General features: G+C 47.0%; 17 protein-coding genes and 1 riboswitch. Of the genes, 4 read left to right on the top strand and 13 right to left on the bottom strand.

The window, feature by feature from the left end; genetic code table 11:
- Positions 1 to 31 precede the first annotated feature (31 nt).
- From MKY97_RS08980 to MKY97_RS08950, 7 genes are all read right to left on the bottom strand, one after another.
- Positions 32 to 694 (bottom strand): response regulator transcription factor, encoded by a 663-nt coding sequence (locus MKY97_RS08980; RefSeq protein WP_342555102.1) that lies wholly within the window; start codon positions 692 to 694, stop codon positions 32 to 34.
- Entirely contained in the window at positions 691 to 1,728 is a 1,038-nt protein-coding gene (locus tag MKY97_RS08975; RefSeq protein ID WP_342555101.1) for a sensor histidine kinase, read from the bottom strand. The genes MKY97_RS08980 and MKY97_RS08975 overlap by 4 nt, the downstream gene beginning before the upstream one ends.
- 3 nt (positions 1,729 to 1,731) lie before the next feature.
- On the bottom strand, positions 1,732 to 2,766 hold the full coding sequence (liaF, locus tag MKY97_RS08970; protein WP_342555100.1) for a cell wall-active antibiotics response protein LiaF: 1,035 nt from the start codon (positions 2,764 to 2,766) through the stop codon (positions 1,732 to 1,734).
- A gap of 232 nt (positions 2,767 to 2,998) precedes the next feature.
- Positions 2,999 to 3,208, bottom strand: coding sequence for a hypothetical protein (locus tag MKY97_RS08965; protein WP_342555099.1), 210 nt, complete (start codon positions 3,206 to 3,208; stop codon positions 2,999 to 3,001).
- A gap of 113 nt (positions 3,209 to 3,321) precedes the next feature.
- The gene (locus MKY97_RS08960) at positions 3,322 to 4,119 is read right to left on the bottom strand and encodes a 3D domain-containing protein (RefSeq protein WP_342555098.1); all 798 of its coding nucleotides are present in this window, start codon (positions 4,117 to 4,119) and stop codon (positions 3,322 to 3,324) included.
- Between the two features lie 168 nt (positions 4,120 to 4,287).
- A complete protein-coding gene (gene thrS, locus MKY97_RS08955) occupies positions 4,288 to 6,225 on the bottom strand; it encodes a threonine--tRNA ligase (RefSeq protein WP_342555097.1) in 1,938 nt (645 codons plus the stop codon).
- Between the two features lie 429 nt (positions 6,226 to 6,654).
- Positions 6,655 to 7,599, bottom strand: coding sequence for a putative sporulation protein YtxC (locus MKY97_RS08950; RefSeq protein ID WP_342555096.1), 945 nt, complete (start codon positions 7,597 to 7,599; stop codon positions 6,655 to 6,657).
- Between the two features lie 338 nt (positions 7,600 to 7,937).
- Here MKY97_RS08950 and MKY97_RS08945 point away from each other — a divergent pair, with 338 nt between their 5' ends.
- The 4 genes from MKY97_RS08945 (at position 7,938) to MKY97_RS08930 (ending at position 11,456) form a co-directional block, all read left to right on the top strand.
- Positions 7,938 to 8,348, top strand: a complete 411-nt coding sequence (locus MKY97_RS08945; protein WP_342555095.1) for a hypothetical protein — start codon at positions 7,938 to 7,940, stop codon at positions 8,346 to 8,348.
- A 346-nt stretch (positions 8,349 to 8,694) separates the two neighbouring features.
- Positions 8,695 to 9,189 (top strand): cation:proton antiporter regulatory subunit, encoded by a 495-nt coding sequence (locus tag MKY97_RS08940; protein ID WP_342555094.1) that lies wholly within the window; start codon positions 8,695 to 8,697, stop codon positions 9,187 to 9,189.
- Positions 9,190 to 9,193: 4 nt separating this feature from the next.
- Positions 9,194 to 10,432, top strand: coding sequence for a cation:proton antiporter (locus tag MKY97_RS08935; protein ID WP_342555093.1), 1,239 nt, complete (start codon positions 9,194 to 9,196; stop codon positions 10,430 to 10,432).
- A gap of 118 nt (positions 10,433 to 10,550) precedes the next feature.
- A complete protein-coding gene (locus MKY97_RS08930; protein WP_342555092.1) occupies positions 10,551 to 11,456 on the top strand; it encodes a YitT family protein in 906 nt (301 codons plus the stop codon).
- A 127-nt stretch (positions 11,457 to 11,583) separates the two neighbouring features.
- Here MKY97_RS08930 and MKY97_RS08925 read toward each other — a convergent pair whose 3' ends face one another.
- The 6 genes from MKY97_RS08925 to metA form a co-directional block, all read right to left on the bottom strand.
- Positions 11,584 to 12,597 (bottom strand): zinc-binding alcohol dehydrogenase family protein, encoded by a 1,014-nt coding sequence (locus MKY97_RS08925; protein ID WP_342555091.1) that lies wholly within the window; start codon positions 12,595 to 12,597, stop codon positions 11,584 to 11,586.
- Positions 12,597 to 13,571 carry an aldo/keto reductase gene (locus tag MKY97_RS08920; protein ID WP_342555090.1) on the bottom strand — a complete coding sequence of 325 codons (975 nt, stop codon included), beginning with the start codon at positions 13,569 to 13,571 and terminating at the stop codon, positions 12,597 to 12,599. The genes MKY97_RS08925 and MKY97_RS08920 overlap by 1 nt, the downstream gene beginning before the upstream one ends.
- Before the next feature lie 267 nt (positions 13,572 to 13,838).
- Entirely contained in the window at positions 13,839 to 14,975 is a 1,137-nt protein-coding gene (gene mqnC, locus MKY97_RS08915; RefSeq protein WP_342555089.1) for a cyclic dehypoxanthinyl futalosine synthase, read from the bottom strand.
- Positions 14,976 to 15,248: 273 nt separating this feature from the next.
- Entirely contained in the window at positions 15,249 to 16,430 is a 1,182-nt protein-coding gene (locus MKY97_RS08910) for an aminotransferase class I/II-fold pyridoxal phosphate-dependent enzyme (protein ID WP_342555088.1), read from the bottom strand.
- Positions 16,427 to 17,611, bottom strand: a complete 1,185-nt coding sequence (locus MKY97_RS08905; protein ID WP_342555087.1) for an aminotransferase class I/II-fold pyridoxal phosphate-dependent enzyme — start codon at positions 17,609 to 17,611, stop codon at positions 16,427 to 16,429. Before MKY97_RS08905 ends, MKY97_RS08910 begins: the two co-directional genes overlap by 4 nt.
- Before the next feature lie 24 nt (positions 17,612 to 17,635).
- Positions 17,636 to 18,553 (bottom strand): homoserine O-succinyltransferase, encoded by a 918-nt coding sequence (metA, locus tag MKY97_RS08900; protein ID WP_342555086.1) that lies wholly within the window; start codon positions 18,551 to 18,553, stop codon positions 17,636 to 17,638.
- 125 nt (positions 18,554 to 18,678) lie between these two features.
- Positions 18,679 to 18,803, bottom strand: a riboswitch (SAM riboswitch).
- Positions 18,804 to 19,179: the final 376 nt, after the last annotated feature.

Below are 19,179 nucleotides of genomic sequence, written 5' to 3'. Positions count from 1 at the left end.
ATTGCTGTTTTTTCCCGGCACAGCAGTATTTTCAGCTCGGTTTCTTCACCCAGCCCTGACGATGGGCATAGATGGCCAGCTGCGTCCGATCGTCCATTTCACATTTCATCAGCAGGTTGCTTACATGGGTTTTCACCGTTTTGATACTGATATGTAATTCTTCTCCGATATCTTTGTTGTTTTTCCCCTCCGCAATGAGTAAAAGGACTTCCTTCTCGCGATCTGTTAGTCCCGATTCGCTTTCTCTCGCCGTCCGCTGCCGAATCCCTCGCGTTAACGCCTGTGACACATCTCCCGTCATCACCGGCATACCTCGGTTTGCTCCCTGAAGGGCATAGATTAGCTCTTCAGCGGATACGGTTTTCAGCACATAACTAACCGCTCCTGCCTCAATAGCTTGAACAACAAGATCATCCTCAAGAAAACTGGTCAGCATTACAATTTTCATGCCCGGAAATTCGGACATAATAGCTTGGGTCGCCTCAGCTCCATTCATCACCGGCATCATCAGATCCATGAGAATCAAGTCAGGCTTATCCGTGTCTTTCATCTGACGAAGCTGTTCCAGCGCTTGCTGTCCGTTGCCCGCTTCTGCCATCACATGAAAAGCAGGCTCCAGCATTAGATATGTCTTCAAGCCCATCCGTACCATATCATGGTCATCCACAATCATTACGTTTACTTTGCCGTTCATTCCGTTTCCTCCTCTGACACCTTCTGAAATTTCGGTATAAGCACCCGTACTGTCGTTCCCGCCCCGGGTTTGGAAATAATCTGCACTTGACCGCCAAGCTTCTCTGCACGCTCACGCATCGTCGACAATCCGTACGAACCCGGACGGTCTGCCTGCTGCAGGAAACCCTGTCCGTCATCACTGATGCTCATGCTGATCTGATGCTCCGATTCCCGAATGGACAGGCTGACCAGCCCGGCTTCGGCATGTTTGACTACGTTCGCCACCGCTTCCTGAATAATAAGAAACAGCTGGTGCTCAATGGCATCCGAGACTCCGCCATCCAGCTCCAGCTCTTTCACGCCTTTCAAACCATTTTGCCTGCAGTAATCCGGAAACCAGCTGTCCAGTGCACCGGCCAGATCACGTCCTTCCAGTTCCACTGGACGAAGCTGGGCAATTAACCCGCGCATTTGGCGCTGCGCCGTGTGTGACATCTGAATTAACTGATCCAGCACATTACGGCCATGTTCAGGATTCATCTCCAGCAGGCGTGGAAGGGACGAAGCTGACATATGCATGGCGAACAGCTGCTGACTTACTGTGTCATGCAGATCTCTTGCCATACGTTTGCGTTCTTCGATGACGGCACGTTCCGAAGCCTGCTCTTTCTCAATAACCTCCTGCTCGCCAAGCCGCTGAAGGAGCCTCATTTTTTTCTCAATCGACTCCATCATTACATTAAATTCCTGATAGACCCGACCGAATGAAGCATCATCAGCCTCCGGCATACGTACCGCCAAATTCCCCTTGGATACCTTAAGCATATTCAGATCCAGCAGATCAATCTTGCGCTGAATGCGCAGTGCAGCAATATAACCAGTGACAACGGTCCCCAGAACAACAATACCAATGTATGTCCATGCCTTATTACGATGAGAACCCGTAAGAACATCACCGTACAGCAGATAAAAACCACCCAGTGCAATCAGTCCGGTTAGCACAAAATACGTCATCAGTTCCCACTTGTTTGCTTTGAGAAGCGTTCGAATCATGCGTTAACCCACCTTATTGACTTTGATGTCACCGATAAACACACTGACGATAATTCGCACTTTCTTGCCTGCTTCGCGATAGTGTGGAGTCTCTTCCTGCGCGTTTCCTATAAAACCTCCGCGTTTAGTATCCAGAAGCTTCATATCGCCGATAAAAGAGGTTGTGCTTAACGAGACGCCCAGATCCATGTCCTCAGGAACAAACACTTTGACATCTCCGATAAAATGTGAAATGACAATTTTGGTCTCACCATACGGAATTTGTGCCTTGGTCAAATCAATGATCGTATCGCCAATAAACGAAGAGATATTCATCGGTTTCAGCGTAAACACTTCTTTACCCATATGAAAATCACCAATGAACGTCGATTTATTCAATGTTTTGCCATAGCCCTGCTCGTACCCGTTGTTGTTGAAATGACCATATCCTTCAAAGTTCTGATCATTGGAGTTTTTATTATACTTTGTATGAGGCTGACCATACGTTTCACCGTTTGCATTCTGATGAGATTGCTTCTCGGCGTGAAAAGACTGATGCTTGCCTGAGGATGGCTCCTGCTTCGGCTTGCCAAACGTTTTCTCAAACTCTTCATCGAACGAAGAAGGCATCTCCAGATCCTGAGGTGACAAAGGTTCGTATGGCTTCTCAGGTGGAGGCGGCGTTACGCTGTCTTGATGTTTCCGATTCCGGTGCCCTGGGCCAATTAATACATACAACCCTCCACCAATCAGCAGTACGGGAATCAGATAACGGATAAATTCACCCAGTGAGTAGTCGTACCCAATCACACCCAAGTTACGCGCCAGAAAGAATCCACCTATGGCAAGCGCGATGACCGGTCCAACAGCAGCATATCCTCCACTGCGCCGGATTTCCGTCAACCCTTTTACGCCCCACCAGATTAAAAACACCGGCCAATACGTTCTAAACACATATCCTATATCAATGTCATATCCCAATTGCCTGAGCAAGATCAGTGCACCGATAGCGATAAGAGGTATCCCAACCCACCAACGGTCCCGCGTAGATCGTTTCATCACTCATGTCTCCTTTGTCTTTATTGTATATCCAGTGTACATCAGACATGCCAAGGTTAACAGCGCCGACAGGTTGAATTCGACTCGGTCTCGAGACTGAGGCTTGAGGATAATTATGTAATTTATTATTTTGTAAAAAACATAAAAACACCCCGGAGGTCGCTCCGGGGTGTCTGGATCATCATTCTTTGCTTTCATTCTGCATGGTTTGTTTCTTCCATGCTGCTTGAACTTACTTTTTCATTTTTCCTGCACGGCCAGTTTGGCCTGTGTTTTCTACACCAAACTCGGCATTATATTTTTCATCAGGTGTTTGATAATTGTCCTGTACTTTGTTTTGACCGGATTGCTTCACTTTAGAAGCTGCACTTCCATTCTCCTGACCAAACTCAGCATCATACTTCTCGTTAGGCGTTTGATAACCTTGGGATTTCTTTGCCACAACGAATCACCTCTCTCTTCATATTTACACTGCTTGCTGCAGTGCGGGGTTCGTCCCCAGTCAATATTATGTGAAGAGAGGCTTTTTGTTATGCAGACATAACATTCCATCATTTAGATGGCTTTATCGAGCCAGGAGTCCGGCACTGTTTTATAGACATTGATCGCTTTAGACAGCTCAGCCAGCATCTTTTCGGTACATTTCCCTGCGCCCTGCTTGATTACCTGAACCTCAACGTCCTTCTTGCCCCATTCTTTATACACCTGCTTGGTTGTCGGAAAATACAGATCGATCTTGTTACCTTTGATGGCTGAGCCCGTGTCAGCGACGATACCGTAACCGTACCCCGGAATATACAAAATAGACCCCATCGGAAACAGCTTTGGATCCGCTGCAATCGTAGAAACCGTTTCTTTGTCACGCCGAACCTTTACTCCGGAATACGTAATACCGTACTGGGGATGCTTGGGCGTCTTGCCTGTAGACTCAATCCCTGCCGTATATCCTGTCGCAGTGACCTTCTGTGTCTCCAGAATCTGTTCCGATCGTGGAGCCAGTACGGGCATGGCAGGATCAGCAGACTTATTCACCCGTTTCTCGGGCAGTTCAGGTTTCGGCAGAACGATCGGCTGCGGAGACCACATAAATGCCATATAAACCAAAGTGGTCCATTGAGCCTCACCCGTGTATATAGGTGCAGCCGGGTTCAAGCCAGCTGTCTGCTCTGTTTTGACGATATCGGTCAGATCATTTTTATCATCTGCTTCTTCTTCGACATGCAGTATATTTCGTTCCTCTTCAAATATATAGGCCTTGGCCTCATTGGTACTCATTAGGATTCCGGCAAACATCAAGCAGCACATGATGATTAACTTTTGGTTTTCATTGAATTTTAAAAGATGCTTTTTCATAGTATAACCTCCCCCTCACTTGCAAAGGGTTACCAAAAAGCATTCGTTCTATACCTTGTATCAGGTAACGGACTGCAAAACAAGCAGTAAAAAACCGCCTGAAAACGATGGATTCCTCCAATGTTCCCAGACGGTTTCATTCAACTATTTTACAAACAGCGTTCTATATTAGACTTGTCTTGAAGCAATTTCCTCTTTCAATTGGGCAGTAATTTCATCAACGAGCTTCATGCCGAGATCACCTTCACCGCGTTTACGTACGGATACCGATGCCGCATTTTTCTCGTTTTCACCCACAACGAACATATAAGGCATTTTCTCAAGCTGTGCTTCACGGATTTTATAACCCAGTTTCTCGTTGCGAAGATCGGCTTCAGCCGCAATTCCTGCACGTTTCAGCTTTGCTTCCACCTCACGCGCATAATCGTCATAGTTGCCGGATACCGGAATAACTTTGGCTTGAACTGGAGACAGCCAGAGCGGGAATGCTCCTGCAAAGTTCTCGAGCAAAAATGCAGTAAAACGTTCCATTGTGCTGATTACACCGCGATGAATTACGACTGGGCGGTGCTTCTGTCCATCATCACCGACATATTCCAGCTCGAAGCGCTCAGGAAGCAGGAAGTCCAGCTGCACGGTAGACAATGTTTCTTCTTTGCCCAGTGCTGTTTTAATCTGTACGTCAAGCTTCGGACCGTAAAATGCAGCTTCCCCTTCAGCTTCATAGAACGGTAAATCCAGCTCTTCCACAACTTCACGCAGCATGCGCTGGGACATTTCCCACATCTCATCGTTCTGGAAGTATTTCTCCGTATCCTGCGGATCACGGTAAGACAGGCGGAACCGATATTCGTGGATACCGAAATCTTTATATACAGTCTGGATCAATTCGATAACCCGTGCAAATTCTTCTTTGATCTGATCCGGGCGTGCGAAGATATGCGAGTCATTCAGCGTCATCGCACGCACACGGTGAAGACCTGTCAAAGCGCCTGACATTTCGTAACGATGCATCATCCCCAGCTCGGCGATACGAATCGGCAGATCACGATAGCTGTGCATGCTGGATTTGTACACCATCATATGGTGAGGACAGTTCATCGGACGAAGAACCAACTCTTCGTTGTCCATAACCATTTTCGGGAACATATCTTCTTGGTAGTGCTCCCAGTGTCCGGATGTTTTGTACAGCTCCACATTGCCGAGAACCGGCGTATACACATGCTGGTAACCGAGACTTTCTTCAAGATCGACGATGTAACGTTCCAATGTACGGCGCAGTTTCGCACCGTTAGGCAGCCAGATCGGCAGACCTTGTCCTACCAGTTGGGAGAACGTGAACATTTCCAGCTCTTTACCAAGTTTGCGATGGTCACGTTTGCGTGCTTCCTCAAGGAAATGCAAGTGCTCGTCCAGCTGAGCTTTTTTCACAAATGCTGTACCGTATACACGCTGCAGCATTTTGTTTTTGCTGTCTCCACGCCAGTATGCACCCGCTACGTTCATCAGTTTGAATACTTTAATTTTGCTTGTAGATGGAACGTGCGGTCCACGGCACAAGTCGAAAAATTCGCCCTGTTCATAGATCGTGATCACGCTATCTTCCGGTAAAGCATTGATCAACTCAAGTTTGTATGGGTCGCCAACTTCGTTAAAAATGTTGATAGCCTCCTCGCGGCTGACTTCCTTGCGCACGATCGGCAGATTTTCATTGATGATGCGTTCCATTTCTTTCTCAATCTTCTGCAGATCCTCCGGGTTGAGCGGATGTTCGAGGTCCATATCATAGTAGAAACCATCCTCGATAACCGGCCCTACGCCCAGATGCACCTCTTTGTTTCCGTACAAACGTTTAACCGCCTGAGCCAGCAAGTGCGCTGTACTGTGACGCATCACCTCAAGACCTTCAGGAGAATCCAGCGTTACAATTTCGACCAAAGCTCCTTCATGAATTGGAGTAGATAGATCTACCACGATACCATCCAGCTTGCCTGCTGCGGCATTTTTGCGAAGTCCGCTGCTGATCGAAGCGGCTACATCCTCAATACTGCTGCCATCTGCATACTCACGCACCGAACCATCCGGTAGTTTAATGTTCACTGCCATTTGTCTCATTCCTCCTGTAAAATAAAACTGATCCATTCTCATCAACCGCACGGACTGATCATCTATTGCGCCTTCTGCTGCCTACGAGGTCAACAGAAACAACGCAAAAAACACCCGTCCCGGTAAAGGGACGAGTGTTATACTCGTGGTTCCACCCTAATTCAGCTGATTATTCCCAATCACAGGAATACAGCCCTCATTGGCATGTCGGTAACGGGCATGACCCGGCAGATCCTTACTCATAAAACCTTCCGTCATCTTAGATGGTGGGATTATGCGGCTTTATTTTCAAAATTGCAGCTACAAAGGGGTAAACCATACGTGATATCCGGAGGAAATTTCAGCCCAGGTTCCTCTCTCTGCACCGATCAAACGTGCGGTTCTTGTCTTTGTCATCGCTTTTGTTTCTCAATTTATTCATATCTTAGATCAACAGTTATTATAATTGCCCAAATCGCCTGCGTCAAGACCTGTCAGCAATCCTGAGCGCAGCACTTCGCATTCGGGACATTGGTGGCATATCTGTACCTTATCCTCAAAAATCTGGCATATTGTTGAAATGATAGGCAGCTCGGGTGTACTCGTGTGCAGCATCACTTTTTCAGGAGATATGGAGATGAGTGTACTCACGATCATATCTTCAATATCCATTTCCAGTTCCAATCCCGGCATCTCCACTACAACCTGTTCATCCTTCTGCACAGGCAGCAGATTCAGTCCCGCATCAAGCACCTGAAATTCATGCTTGCCTTTGTGAATCAGATGGATCAAAGGAACTTTTGCTTCCTGAAAGAAAACAAAGTACTTGAGAAGCCCCATAAACTCTTCATACTGGCGGTCCATCCAGAATTCATCCAGAGCGTATTCCACCAATTCCTGCAGTTCCTGTTTGTAGCTGCGCAGCCGGAAATTCAGGATGCCTTCCAGATGAAAAAAGTGAACTTCCTCCAAATCCTGCCGTAAACCTCTCGCTAAAGATGCACGTCGGCGTTCTCGAAGGCCCGGCTGACCCAAATCACCGTTGATCAGCAGCGGCATGCAGATTCGGTGAACCTTTTCAACCTCATGTTCGTCCATAACAGAACAAGTTTTGGCAATCATATCCTCTACCAGTCTGTGCTCCTGCGTCTCCATAATAAAATCGGCTATACCAAGCGATAACAGATCGCTGATGCGGGGAAGCCACTGCTGGAAATCTTCGTGATTCTCATTCCCTCTACACATCCAGCCTGCCCTGCCATCCTTATGTTTGAAGGTGAGCCGGAAGCCTCTTTTGCTTATATGTAAACCTTTGGTTTTTTCCTTGATGCATCGGTGAAAATGCGCTGCTTCCTCCTGTCCAGACACATCGGTCCATACTGCAAACAGTTCCATAAGAATCACTCCTTTCTTCCTCTTCAAAGTATATGGCAAGGCCAATGGGGATATACGAAGCGGTTTGATGGAAAGGGTGTCATGATTTCTCAGCATAAAAGGAAAGGGTTGGAAAATACTTTAAGGAATTGGAGGATACTTTGAAGAGGAATTGGAGGGTACTTTGAGGAAGGCTTTGGAGGATATTTTAATGAATGGTTTGCAAAGCTTCGAGCAGCATTTTTTTGCAGAACTCATAATAGAAGGTTTAGTGAACTTTGAATGAATGGTTTGGAGTTAAGACAAAAATGTGTTATTATTTTTATAACAGTATGTTCACGGAAGGGGGGAAGCCAACAATGAGACAACAACCGAGACTGCTTCATCACATGATTATTATCATTTTGTGCGTCTTTCAGGCGCTGTGCTTCCCGATCCCAATGCAGACGGAGTCTGCAGTTGGTGTATCCGTTGATGCCACTTCGAATAAAGAAGGGCTTGAAGTACTGTCCCAAATACCCGAGTCTCAGCAGAAACCTGTCATTCGCAAAAACACGCAAGTGATGTCTAAGCTGGCTGCAGTGAAGCAGACCAAGCCTGTATTTCTTGTCCTCGCATTGTTAATCGTGCTGCGAATACCCACAGCAGGTCTGTCTTTTAAACCGTGGTATTGTCTATTCAAACGCAGATTATTTCTGCTTCCAATTAAATTTACCAGTATGTATTTATCCCTCTCTCCGATGGCACCCAAATACGCCTGTGCTCGATAAGAGCTTGTTTGCTGTATTTGCAAGGCTGCCTGCGCATAGAGCTACCTCCTCGTTATGGACGGTGTTCTCATGCATAACTTATAACCCTTTACGTAAACGTTAGTTTTGAAATATCTTGGTTTGGGCGTTTTGTTTGCTGCACTTTATTTTGCTGTTTTTTATTTTGTTGTACTTTATTTTGCATACTTTTCTCTATTTCACATTATATATTTGGCTGTGTCAGGAATTACTGGCTCTGTTTCCCCGCACCATTTGATGTTCCGCCCTGAGCAGCAGATGACCTGATTACGGGAAGATAAGCCTCCCTTCTATGGCCAGCCTCAATCACTAAGGAGGCATACTATCCATGGATGTACGCGAAACAGACCTGCCGGGAATCGGCAAAAAATTTCAAATTGAAACGAGCAGCGGTGATAAAATCGTTATTATTATTCACGATGATGGCCGCCGGGAGATGTATCACTTTGAATATGATGATCCAGATCAAAGCATCTCCATGATTACACTGGATGACAATGAAGCAAGACAAATTGCCGCCATCGTTGGCGGATTAACTTACAAACCGAAACAGCTTGAAAATATTGAAGTCACTTTTGACGACCTGATTATCGAATGGTATAAAATCGAAACCTCGTTCGGATGCATCGGCAAATCCATTGGTGAATTGAATGTACGTCAAAACTCTGGCGCAACGGTCATTGCCGTTGTGGAGAAAAATCATAAAAAACACATCAGCCCAGGTCCGGAGGTTGTGATCAGCGCAGAATCTACCGTAGTTGCCGTTGGCGAACGCAACCAGCAGAAGCTTTTCAAGTCCCTCCTCCTGACAGGAAGGGGGTAACTCGATGGATCATTTGATTTTTGAAGTAGGTCTGGCCTTGGTGCTCATCGCAGCAGCCGGCCTTTTATCCGCAAAACTTAGATTTTCGGTTGTTCCGTTCTACATTCTGATCGGGATGGCCGTAGGACCACACGCCATGCAAATCTGGCATCTGGACTTCCGATTTATCGAAAGTCAGCCGTTCATCGACTTTATGGGTCGCATCGGTATTCTGTTTCTGTTGTTTTATCTGGGACTGGAGTTTTCAGTTGGCCGCTTGGTCAAATCCGGTCGCTCCATCGTTGTCGGCGGCTCAATCTACATCGGGATTAACTTTACACTTGGATTAGTGTTCGGTTTTGCCGCCGATTTTCCGGCAGCTGAAGCATTGGTCATCGCAGGGATTACGACAATCTCTTCCAGTGCCATTGTAGCCAAGGTGCTCGTTGATTTGAAACGTACAGCCAATCCGGAGACCGAGATGATTTTGGGTATTATCATGTTCGAGGATGTGTTCCTCGCTGTATATATCTCCATCCTGTCCGGACTGGTGCTCAGTGATTCCTCCTCCATCGGAGGCGTGATCATGTCCGCCCTGATTGCTCTCGGCTTCATGCTTGTAGTCATCATTGTCGGACGTAAAGCTACACCGCTGCTGAATAAACTGCTCAAAATTCGTTCCAACGAATTATTCTCACTTGTTGTTTTCGGGGCACTGTTCCTGGTAGCCGGCTTCTCTGAAACCATCCACGTTGCCGAAGCAATCGGAGCTTTGCTGGTTGGTCTTGTACTGGCGGAAACGGAGCATGCTAAACGGATTGAACATCTGATTCTGCCGTTCCGTGACTTCTTTGGAGCTGTCTTCTTCTTCAGCTTCGGACTATCGATTGATCCGTTGTCCCTCGGCGGGGATGCCGTATGGCTGGCATTGATTGCTGTGCTGATTACGCTGTTCGGTAACTTCCTGGCCGGTATGCTGGCTGGACGCAGCGCAGGACTTTCGCCAAAAGCATCTGCCAATATTGGATTAACCATAGTATCCCGCGGAGAATTTTCAATCATTATGGCCAACATGGGTAAAGCCGGCGGACTGTTACCACTGCTCCAGCCATTTGCCGCACTATATGTATTGATTCTGGCCATTCTTGGGCCGCTGTTAACCAAAGAGTCCAAGCACGTATTTAATATTCTGAACAAAATATTTAAGTTCAAAGATCCGCGTAAAAAGAAAGAGGAACCAAAGGTTCTGCAGAAAGAAGGATAAAACATGTCCGTGCAGAGCAGACATGTAATTGTATCAAGCCATTAAGCGGCTGCATGCTGAACTTTCTGTGAAGAACCCAGGGAGAATGGCTCGAAGCCGCACATAAGGAGGATGACCTGTGAAAGCACCTCTGATATCGGCTAATCCGGTGCCGCGTACTGCCAAGGGCAGCATATCGCCTTCCCGCCGCTGGTTGAATCTGATTCTGGTTATTATTGGCGGAGTACTGGCCTCCGTGGGACTAGAGTTATTTCTACACCCCAATAAAATTATTATTGGCGGGATGACGGGAATCTCTTCCCTTTTCGCACATTGGACTGAGCTTCGAATCGGTTTGTTCCTGTTTTTATTCAATGTTCCGTTTATATTTCTATCCTACAAGATTGTGAAGAAAAAGTTTGTACTGGTTACTGTTCTGGGTCTGGTTGTCTTTTCGATTAGTGCCATTGTGCTGCATCCCATGCCGCCGCTCGTCGAGCATCCTCTGGCTGCTGCCATGTTTGGTGGATTATGTCTGGGGCTCGGGATCGGGCTTGTCGTACGGTATGGTGGGACACTGGATACGCTGGAAATCGGTGATCCGTCCTCCCGGCCGCCTGAACGTGTTTTTAGCGGGAAACGGATGCTTATCGAAAAAATAATCATGCTACTTAACTTGATCATACTGACAGCTGCTGGTGTTGTTTTTGGCTGGGATCAGGCCATGTATTCTGTCATCGCTTATCTGATTGCCTACGAAATGGTGTATCTTGCCTTCCGGGGATTCTCTCCCAAACGCAAAATATGCATTCTGACTACTCAAAGCGCTCAAGTTGAAAAAGCTGTACGCAGCCGTCTGCGCAGGGAGCCGGGAAGGTTCGAAGGTGCTTTCGAACCTTCCCCAACCGCAGGATCTGAAACCTGGATCGGACAGATTCCAGGAACTCTTTATTACGAAGTGCATTTCCTGGAGATGATCTGGTTGAAGTCGATCGTTCGGCACATCGATCCGCATGCGGGCATTGTATCGAACCCAGAAAAATGAAATGGCTGGAATCTAAACGATACCAAAACGCTCTCTTCCCTGATGAATCTATGGATTAATCTCCATTGTTCATCGCTTCGGAAGAGAGCGTCTCTCATTTATACATGAAACTGTAATTGTACAAAAACTATAACTCTACAATCGCTTTGACCACTTGCGATTCAGGTAACAGCCACTTATCCATAGAGGTGGGCAGCTCACCGAATGCTGCTCGGTGTGTAACATAACCATCCATGCTTAATTTTTTGCTGCGCAGCGTAGACAGCACCTGTTCAAAATCTTCACGCGTTGCATTCCGGCTCCCGAGCATACTCATCTCACGTTTGTGAAATTCGGGATCATGAAATGTGATATCCGCTTTTACCAACCCAACAAAAATCAGCTGCCCACCGTGCGCTACATACGGGATGGCCCCGTTCATGGAATGCACATTACCTGTCGCATCAAATACAGCCGTCGCATAATCACCACCAGTGATCTCGGATACTCGCTGCAGCGCCGATTCATCTGCCTGTACCGTCTCGTCTGCTCCCGCCCACGTTCGACTGAGTTCCAGCCTGTCCACATTACGGTCTACTGCAATAACATAGGCTCCTGCTTCTTTAGCAAAAGCCATAACGCCAAGTCCAATCGGTCCGGCTCCAATCACAACAACACGCTCTCCTGGTTGAAGTGCTGCTCTGCGCACAGCGTGTGCTCCAATGCTGAGAGGTTCCACCATAGCTGTCTCATCTAACGTTAAACCTTCTGCTTTGAGCAGATGAGTGACAGGTACTGTGATCCGCTCCCTCATCCCACCGTCCACATGAACGCCCATCACCTGCATAGAAGCACAGCAGTTTGTCTTGCCTGAACGACAGGCGATGCAGTGGCCGCAGTGCAGATAAGGGATAACAGCCACTTGATCTCCTACCTGTAGGCCAGCCTCATTGGGACCAATCTCCTCGATGATGCCTGCAAGTTCATGACCCAACACACGGGGATACGTAAAGAACGGCTGATTGCCCTTGTAGGCATGCAGATCCGTACCACAGATGCCAATTCGCTGAATTGCAACCATTGCCTCTCCTTCAGCTCTTACCGGCTGTGGAAGTTCCTTCAGCACCAAACGATTAATTTCTTCACATACCACAGCTCTCATTATTGCTGTTCCCCCTTAGACGAATTTGGCGTTATACTGCTGTGCACATTATATTCAGCGCGTCCACTAGGCCAGGTTTCATTGTTTAGTGGAGCCAGAATGTGCAGCACCTCTTCCAGCAGCTTCTGATCTAATGGCTCTTCGACCCAGGCGGCATTATTCATAATATTTTGCTGACTTGCACTGCTCACCAGTGTTGTCGGGATTTGTTCATTTGCTGTGGAAAATTGTACTGCCAGCTTGGCAATATTACTGCCTTGTTCCTCGCAAAAACGAGCAGCTTTCAAACAAAGTTCCTTAACCCGATCACCCGCTGGGTGCCAGTCGGGCGTTCCCCGGGTACTTAATAATCCCATGGAGAGTGGGGAAGCGTTTACAAGACCAACCCCTTTTTCCTCAAGCAGCGGAAGAAGCGACAACAATGACGTATCGTTTAATGCGTAATGACAATAAGAAATAATAGCATCTGCATCAAGCTGGGGCAGCATTTTTTCAAACAAAGACAGCGGCAGCCCGCAAATGCCAGCATAACGGATCACGCCCTGCTCTTTCAGATCTAATAGCGTTGGAAAAGCTTCTTCAATGATAATTTCAGGTGCCACAAACTCGATATCATGCAGGAATAAAATATCAATGTAGTCCGTATGCAGCCTTCCCATGCTCTCCTGCACACTATCCAGAATACGCTTACGGGAAAAATCAAACTCGTTTTCGCCATAACGTCCCGCTTTGGTCGATAACGTATACGAGCTGCGCGGCAAAGTACGAACAGCCTCACCAAGTACCGTCTCTGCCTTAGTTAATCCGTAGTAAGGTGATACGTCTATATAATTCATGCCCGCATCTATCGCCGCATGAACGGTACGAATGCCTTCATCCCGGTCAATATCTCGAAATACAGAACCTAGCGAGGATGCGCCAAAACTTAAAACGGGTACGTCTAGTGCTGTCTTTCCAAGTTTTCTTGTCTTCATCGATTCGTTCCTCCCAACAGGTTTGACTGCACAACTGTCCCTCCATTGTATCAGTTAAAAATCTATATAACATATCGCCAAATGCGTAATATGTACTGTTTGATGATCTGAAACAAACTGCAGCTGCAGTTCAGTACAACATCAAAAAGGGATGAACCAGGTGTTTTCCTGATTCATCCCGATCTCATATCACGAACGCTCATTCATTCTCATAGAAAATAGAAAACATTCATCCTTAACGTGAACACTTAGATATCATAAGTAATATTAGTTCTGCATGACGAAATCTTTAGGTACACTGCTCTCTTCATCAAACATGCGCAGAATCTCATAACGTGTATTGCGCTGTGCCGGAATGTAACCAGACTCGCGTATCAGGCGAAGAATAGATTCGATGTTTACTTTGTACGTCGCTCCTGCGGAGGATACAACGTTCTCTTCAATCATCGTACTGCCGAAGTCATTACAGCCGAATTCGAGCGACTTCTTACCAATTTCAGGACCCATCGTTACCCACGAGGATTGGATGTTCTTGATATTATCCAGCACCAGGCGGCTGATCGCTACCGTTTTCAGATATTCTTCTGGCGTTTGACGCTCCAGCTTGAGATTCGTATTATCCGGCTGGAAAGTCCACGGAATAAATGCGAGGAAACCTTCGGAATCATATTTGTTCTCAATACATTCATCCTGAGCTTCACGCACACGCATCAGATGCAGCGCACGTTCTTCCATAGATTCACCCAGACCAATAACCATTGTCGCAGTGGTATTCATCCCGATCCGGTGAGCTGTCTGCATGACGTCCATCCAGTCGCGCCATGAACCTTTCAGACGGCTGATTTTGCGGCGTGTACGGTCATCAAGAATCTCGGCTCCGCCACCAGGGAGGGAGTCCAGTCCAGCTTCATGAATGGCACGTACAACCTCTTCGAGCGTAAGGCCGTCGGATACTTCAACCATTTTCATAATCTCGGCTGGTGAGAAGGAGTGCATCGTGATATTCGGAAAACGCTCCTTGATTGCTTTCAGCAGGTCCGTATAATAACTGAAAGGCAGGTTAGGATTTGTTCCACCCTGCATCAAAATCTCGGTTCCGTTGACATCTTCGGTTTCCTTGATCTTCTGGAAAATCACTTCATCCGGCAGCACATAACCTTCTTCAGAACCAGGTCTGCGGTAAAAAGCACAAAAACGGCAGTATACGTCGCACACGTTCGTGTAGTTAACGTTACGCCCAATGACAAAGGTTCTGTATGGTTCAGGGTGCATACGTTTCATAATTACATTGGCTGCTGCCCCGATTTTATCCACTTCATCAGATTCAAATAACTGAATCGTGTCTTCCAAGTCCAAACGTTCGCCCCGAAGGGCTTTATCTAAGATACGGTCTACCGTACTCATTGTAAAAAAGCCTCCCTCGTAAAGAGAAAATAATACGACATTCCGCCCGGCTTGATATAAAAGCAAGTCTTGGCTGCAGCATCGCATTTCTGTACTTTACATATCGTAACACAGGTTACATGTGAAAAAAAGCACCTTATGCAAAGGTGCTTCAAAAACGAATTAAAATTTTTACATATAAAATCAGTTATATTTAAAGCATTTGGGGATTGCCACCGCTCTCCAGGGTTATCTTGACGTCAGAATAACTCGTGTGAAAAATCGAGTTTAACTTTATAAAGTGGCCTGAAGCGCCTGCTCAAGATCAGCAATCAGATCATCAATATCCTCAAGTCCAACAGAGAAACGAAGCAGCCCGTCCGTGATTCCCCGCTCATGTCGAACCTCTGCCGGCATGGCAGCATGGGACATCATCGTCGGATACGAAAGAATGCTCTCAACGGCGCCCAAACTTACAGCAACAATTGGCAGTTTCACCTGATTCAAGACTGCTTTGGCTCGATCTCCCGAACCAACATCAAACGAAACCACAGCCCCGTAGCCCGTAGACTGACGCTCGTGTGCTTCACGCCCCGGATGATCCTCCAGTCCTGGGTAGTAGACAGCCGTTATATCAGAACGCTTCTTGAGCCAGCCAGCCAGTTTAGCCGTACTCTGCTCACTATGAGCCATACGTGCACCAAGTGTTTTCATACCGCGCATCAGAAGCCAGGATTCCTGTGCTCCGAGAACGGTACCGAGCCCGTTTTGCAGCTGTTTCAGCTGTCTTCCCAGTTCGTCTGTACGTGCAACAGCCAGACCCGCCAGCACATCGCTGTGACCACCTAGAAACTTCGTAGCACTATGTACAACGATATCTACACCAAGCTCAATCGGACGCTGATAGTACGGTGTCATGAACGTGTTATCCAAAATGGTAATCAGATCATGTTCCTTCGACCATGACGTTACCGCCACAATATCCGTAATTCTCAGGGTCGGGTTGGATGGTGTCTCCATATACACAGCTTTGGTGTTCGGCTTGATCGCTGCCTTGACTTCCTCAATGCTGGTCATATCCACAAAGGTAGTCTCAATCTGCATCCGGCTTAGTATCGTAGTCAGCAGACGATATGTACCGCCGTATACATCTTCCGTTACAATGATATGATCCCCTGCGGAGAACATCATGAACACACTGGATATGGCAGACATCCCTGTAGAATAGGCAAATCCGCGTACCCCGCCTTCAAGCAGTGCAATGTAATCTTCCAAAGCTTGACGGGTTGGATTACCTGAACGGCTGTAATCATGCTGCGGCGGATTAAAAATATCAAAGTGATGGAATGTAGAAGCCTGATAGATCGGCACACTCGACGCACCCGTCGTCTTGTCAATCTCATCTCCAAAGTGAAGCAGTTTGGTATCAAACTTCAGCTCCGACGTACTCGGCTTATGGTTGCTCGATTCACTCATGAGGTTACGCCTCCTTCAACTTCCTGCTGTGCGGCCAGCAGTGCAGCGTTCAGGTCTGCAATCAAATCTTCCGCATGTTCAATGCCTACCGAGAACCGAAGCAGGCGATCATCCACACCTACAGCATCACGAATTTCATGTGGAATATCCGCGTGGGTCTGCACCGCAGGATACGTCATGAGTGACTCTACACCCCCAAGACTTTCAGCAAATGCAATTAATTTGATATGGCGCAGCAGCGGCTCAACATAACGTGCGTCTTTCACTTTGAACGAGAAAATGCCTGTATTTCCCGAAGACTGCTTCTGCTGAATCTCATATCCCGGATGATCAGACAACCCCGGATGAAACACTTCGGCAACAGCCGGATGCTCCAGAAGGAACTTCGCAATGGTAAGCGCGTTATACTCATGACGTTCCATACGAAGGGCAAGTGTTTTCATGCCTTTCATCAATTGGTAGGAATCATTCGGTGATAACACGGCACCAATGGAGTTATGAAGGAAGGCCATCTCTTCAGACAAGGCTTCCCCTTTGGTAATAATCAATCCGGCAAGCACATCATTATGCCCACCCAGATATTTGGTCGCACTATGGATGATGATATCTGCGCCAAGTTCGATCGGACGCTGGAAGAATGGGGTCAGCAGCGTATTGTCCACGATGGTTAGCAAGTTGTGTGTTTTGGCCCAAGAAGCAACAGCTTGTATGTCCGTAATCATCATGAGCGGGTTCGTTGGTGTCTCGATAAATACCGCTTTTGTATTCGGCTGACGGATGTCTTCCAGCGCTGTAAGATCATTCGTATCTACATAGCTTGCAGTTACACCAAACCGGGACAAAATTCGTTCCAACAGGCGATATGTACCACCATACAGATCCAGGGAAACAATCAGGTGGTCCCCTTGGCTAAACATCGCAAAGATTGTTTGCAGCGCGGCCATACCCGAGCTGCAGGCAAAACCTGCATCACCGGACTCCAGAGCAGCAGCGGCTTCCTCAAGCACTTTGCGCGTCGGATTTGTTGTACGGATGTAATCAAATCCCGTGCTTTGTCCCAATTTTGGGTGACGGAACGCAGTGGATTGATAGATCGGAAAGTTCACGGCCCCGGTGACCGGTTCATTGATGGACCCGATTTGTGCTAAACGGCTTTCAATTTTCAACTTGTTATCTTCCATTACTGCATCCTCCTGTAATCTCGATTAGATTTGCGGTCCAATATCGTAAGGTGTTTCTTGATACACATAGTAATTGAGCCAGTTAGAGAATAATAAGTTAGCATGCGCACGCCATGTTGCCGGAGGAATCCGGCTAGGATCATCATTAGGGTAATAATACTTCGGCAGTGCGATATCCATTCCTTTGGCAGCATCACGGTCATACTCCCATTTCAATGAGAACGGGTCATACTCGGCATGTCCTGTAGCAAAAATTTGCTTGCCGTCTTTGGTCGCAACCAGGAATACGCCTGCTTCTTCCGATTCAGCTAAAATGTCGAGCTTATCGTTCTTCTCGATATCCTCTCTTCTTACCTCCGTGTGACGAGAGTGGGGAACGTTAAACACTTCATCAAATCCACGCAGCAGCGGAACATGGGGTTTGCTGATCGTGTGTGGAAATACGCCAAAACACTTTTCAGCCAAGGGAACTTTGGGTACATCAAAATGGTGGTATAAACCTGCTTGTGAGGCCCAACATATATGCATAGTCGAGGTCACGTTCGTTTTGGTCCATTCAAAAATCTCCTGAATTTCTTCCCAATAATTCACATCTTCAAAATCCAACTGCTCTACTGGCGCACCGGTAATAATCATCCCGTCAAAACGACGGTGCCGAATCTCGTCAAATGTTTTGTAGAACAGATCGAGATATTCCTGGGACGTGTTCTTGGAAGTGTGGGATTTGGGATGTACCAATACCACGTCAACCTGAATTGGAGTGTTACCCACCAAACGGAGCAATTGCGTTTCGGTTGTCTCTTTGGTAGGCATCAGGTTCAGAATCGCAATGCGGAGCGGTCGAATATCCTGCTTGTATGCAGATGATTCGTCCATGACGAATATATTCTCCCCTTCAAGCACTTCTTTGGCTGGTAGTGTGTCCGGAATTTTAATTGGCATGGTGAGTTGACTCCTCCTTGTTCATAGATTACATTGGCCGCGAAAATCACTGCTGAGAAGTTGGGCATATAACAAAGACCTTTCTCGGATTCCGAGAAAGGTCATATGTAAATAGATATGCGCCTCTCTCATCTCTCAGTTACAACAGCACTACGGGAGTGCTTGGTCGCTGCAAGAATTAGCACCGTGCAGTATATCGCCGGTTGCCGGGTTTCATCGGGCTGGTCCCTCCACCTACTCTTGATAAGATTTCGCTGTATTCAATTTTAATTCAAATTTATTAACTTTTACTTTAAAACATTACTGTCCTCACGTCAAGATGCAGTTGCTTGGTTTCGAGCCTGAAATTGTAACCGTTTATCGTCCCTTGTCATACACTGCCTCAGGGCGCGAAATAGACACATTTTTGCGCTTGAAAGCACTCTGGACCAGCGGTATACTAGACAAGTGTTTATAAGCCCTTATGTGAGAGGTGACATATTAAATGGATGGCGACCCGAGGCCCAACTGGCAGTCGAATTCCGAACAACTGCATAGAGAATTGACATCAGCATGTCGGCAGCGGGACGTTTCTTTCCGTTTGATTATAGATTGATGAACGCAAGCAAGCGGAGACCTATACATCA

The organism is Paenibacillus sp. FSL R7-0652 (assembly GCF_038595045.1).
Classification (GTDB): Bacteria; Bacillota; Bacilli; order Paenibacillales; family Paenibacillaceae; genus Paenibacillus.
The sequence above is the reverse complement of the archived record's forward strand: the minus strand, read 5'-3'. Positions and strand labels throughout refer to the sequence as shown.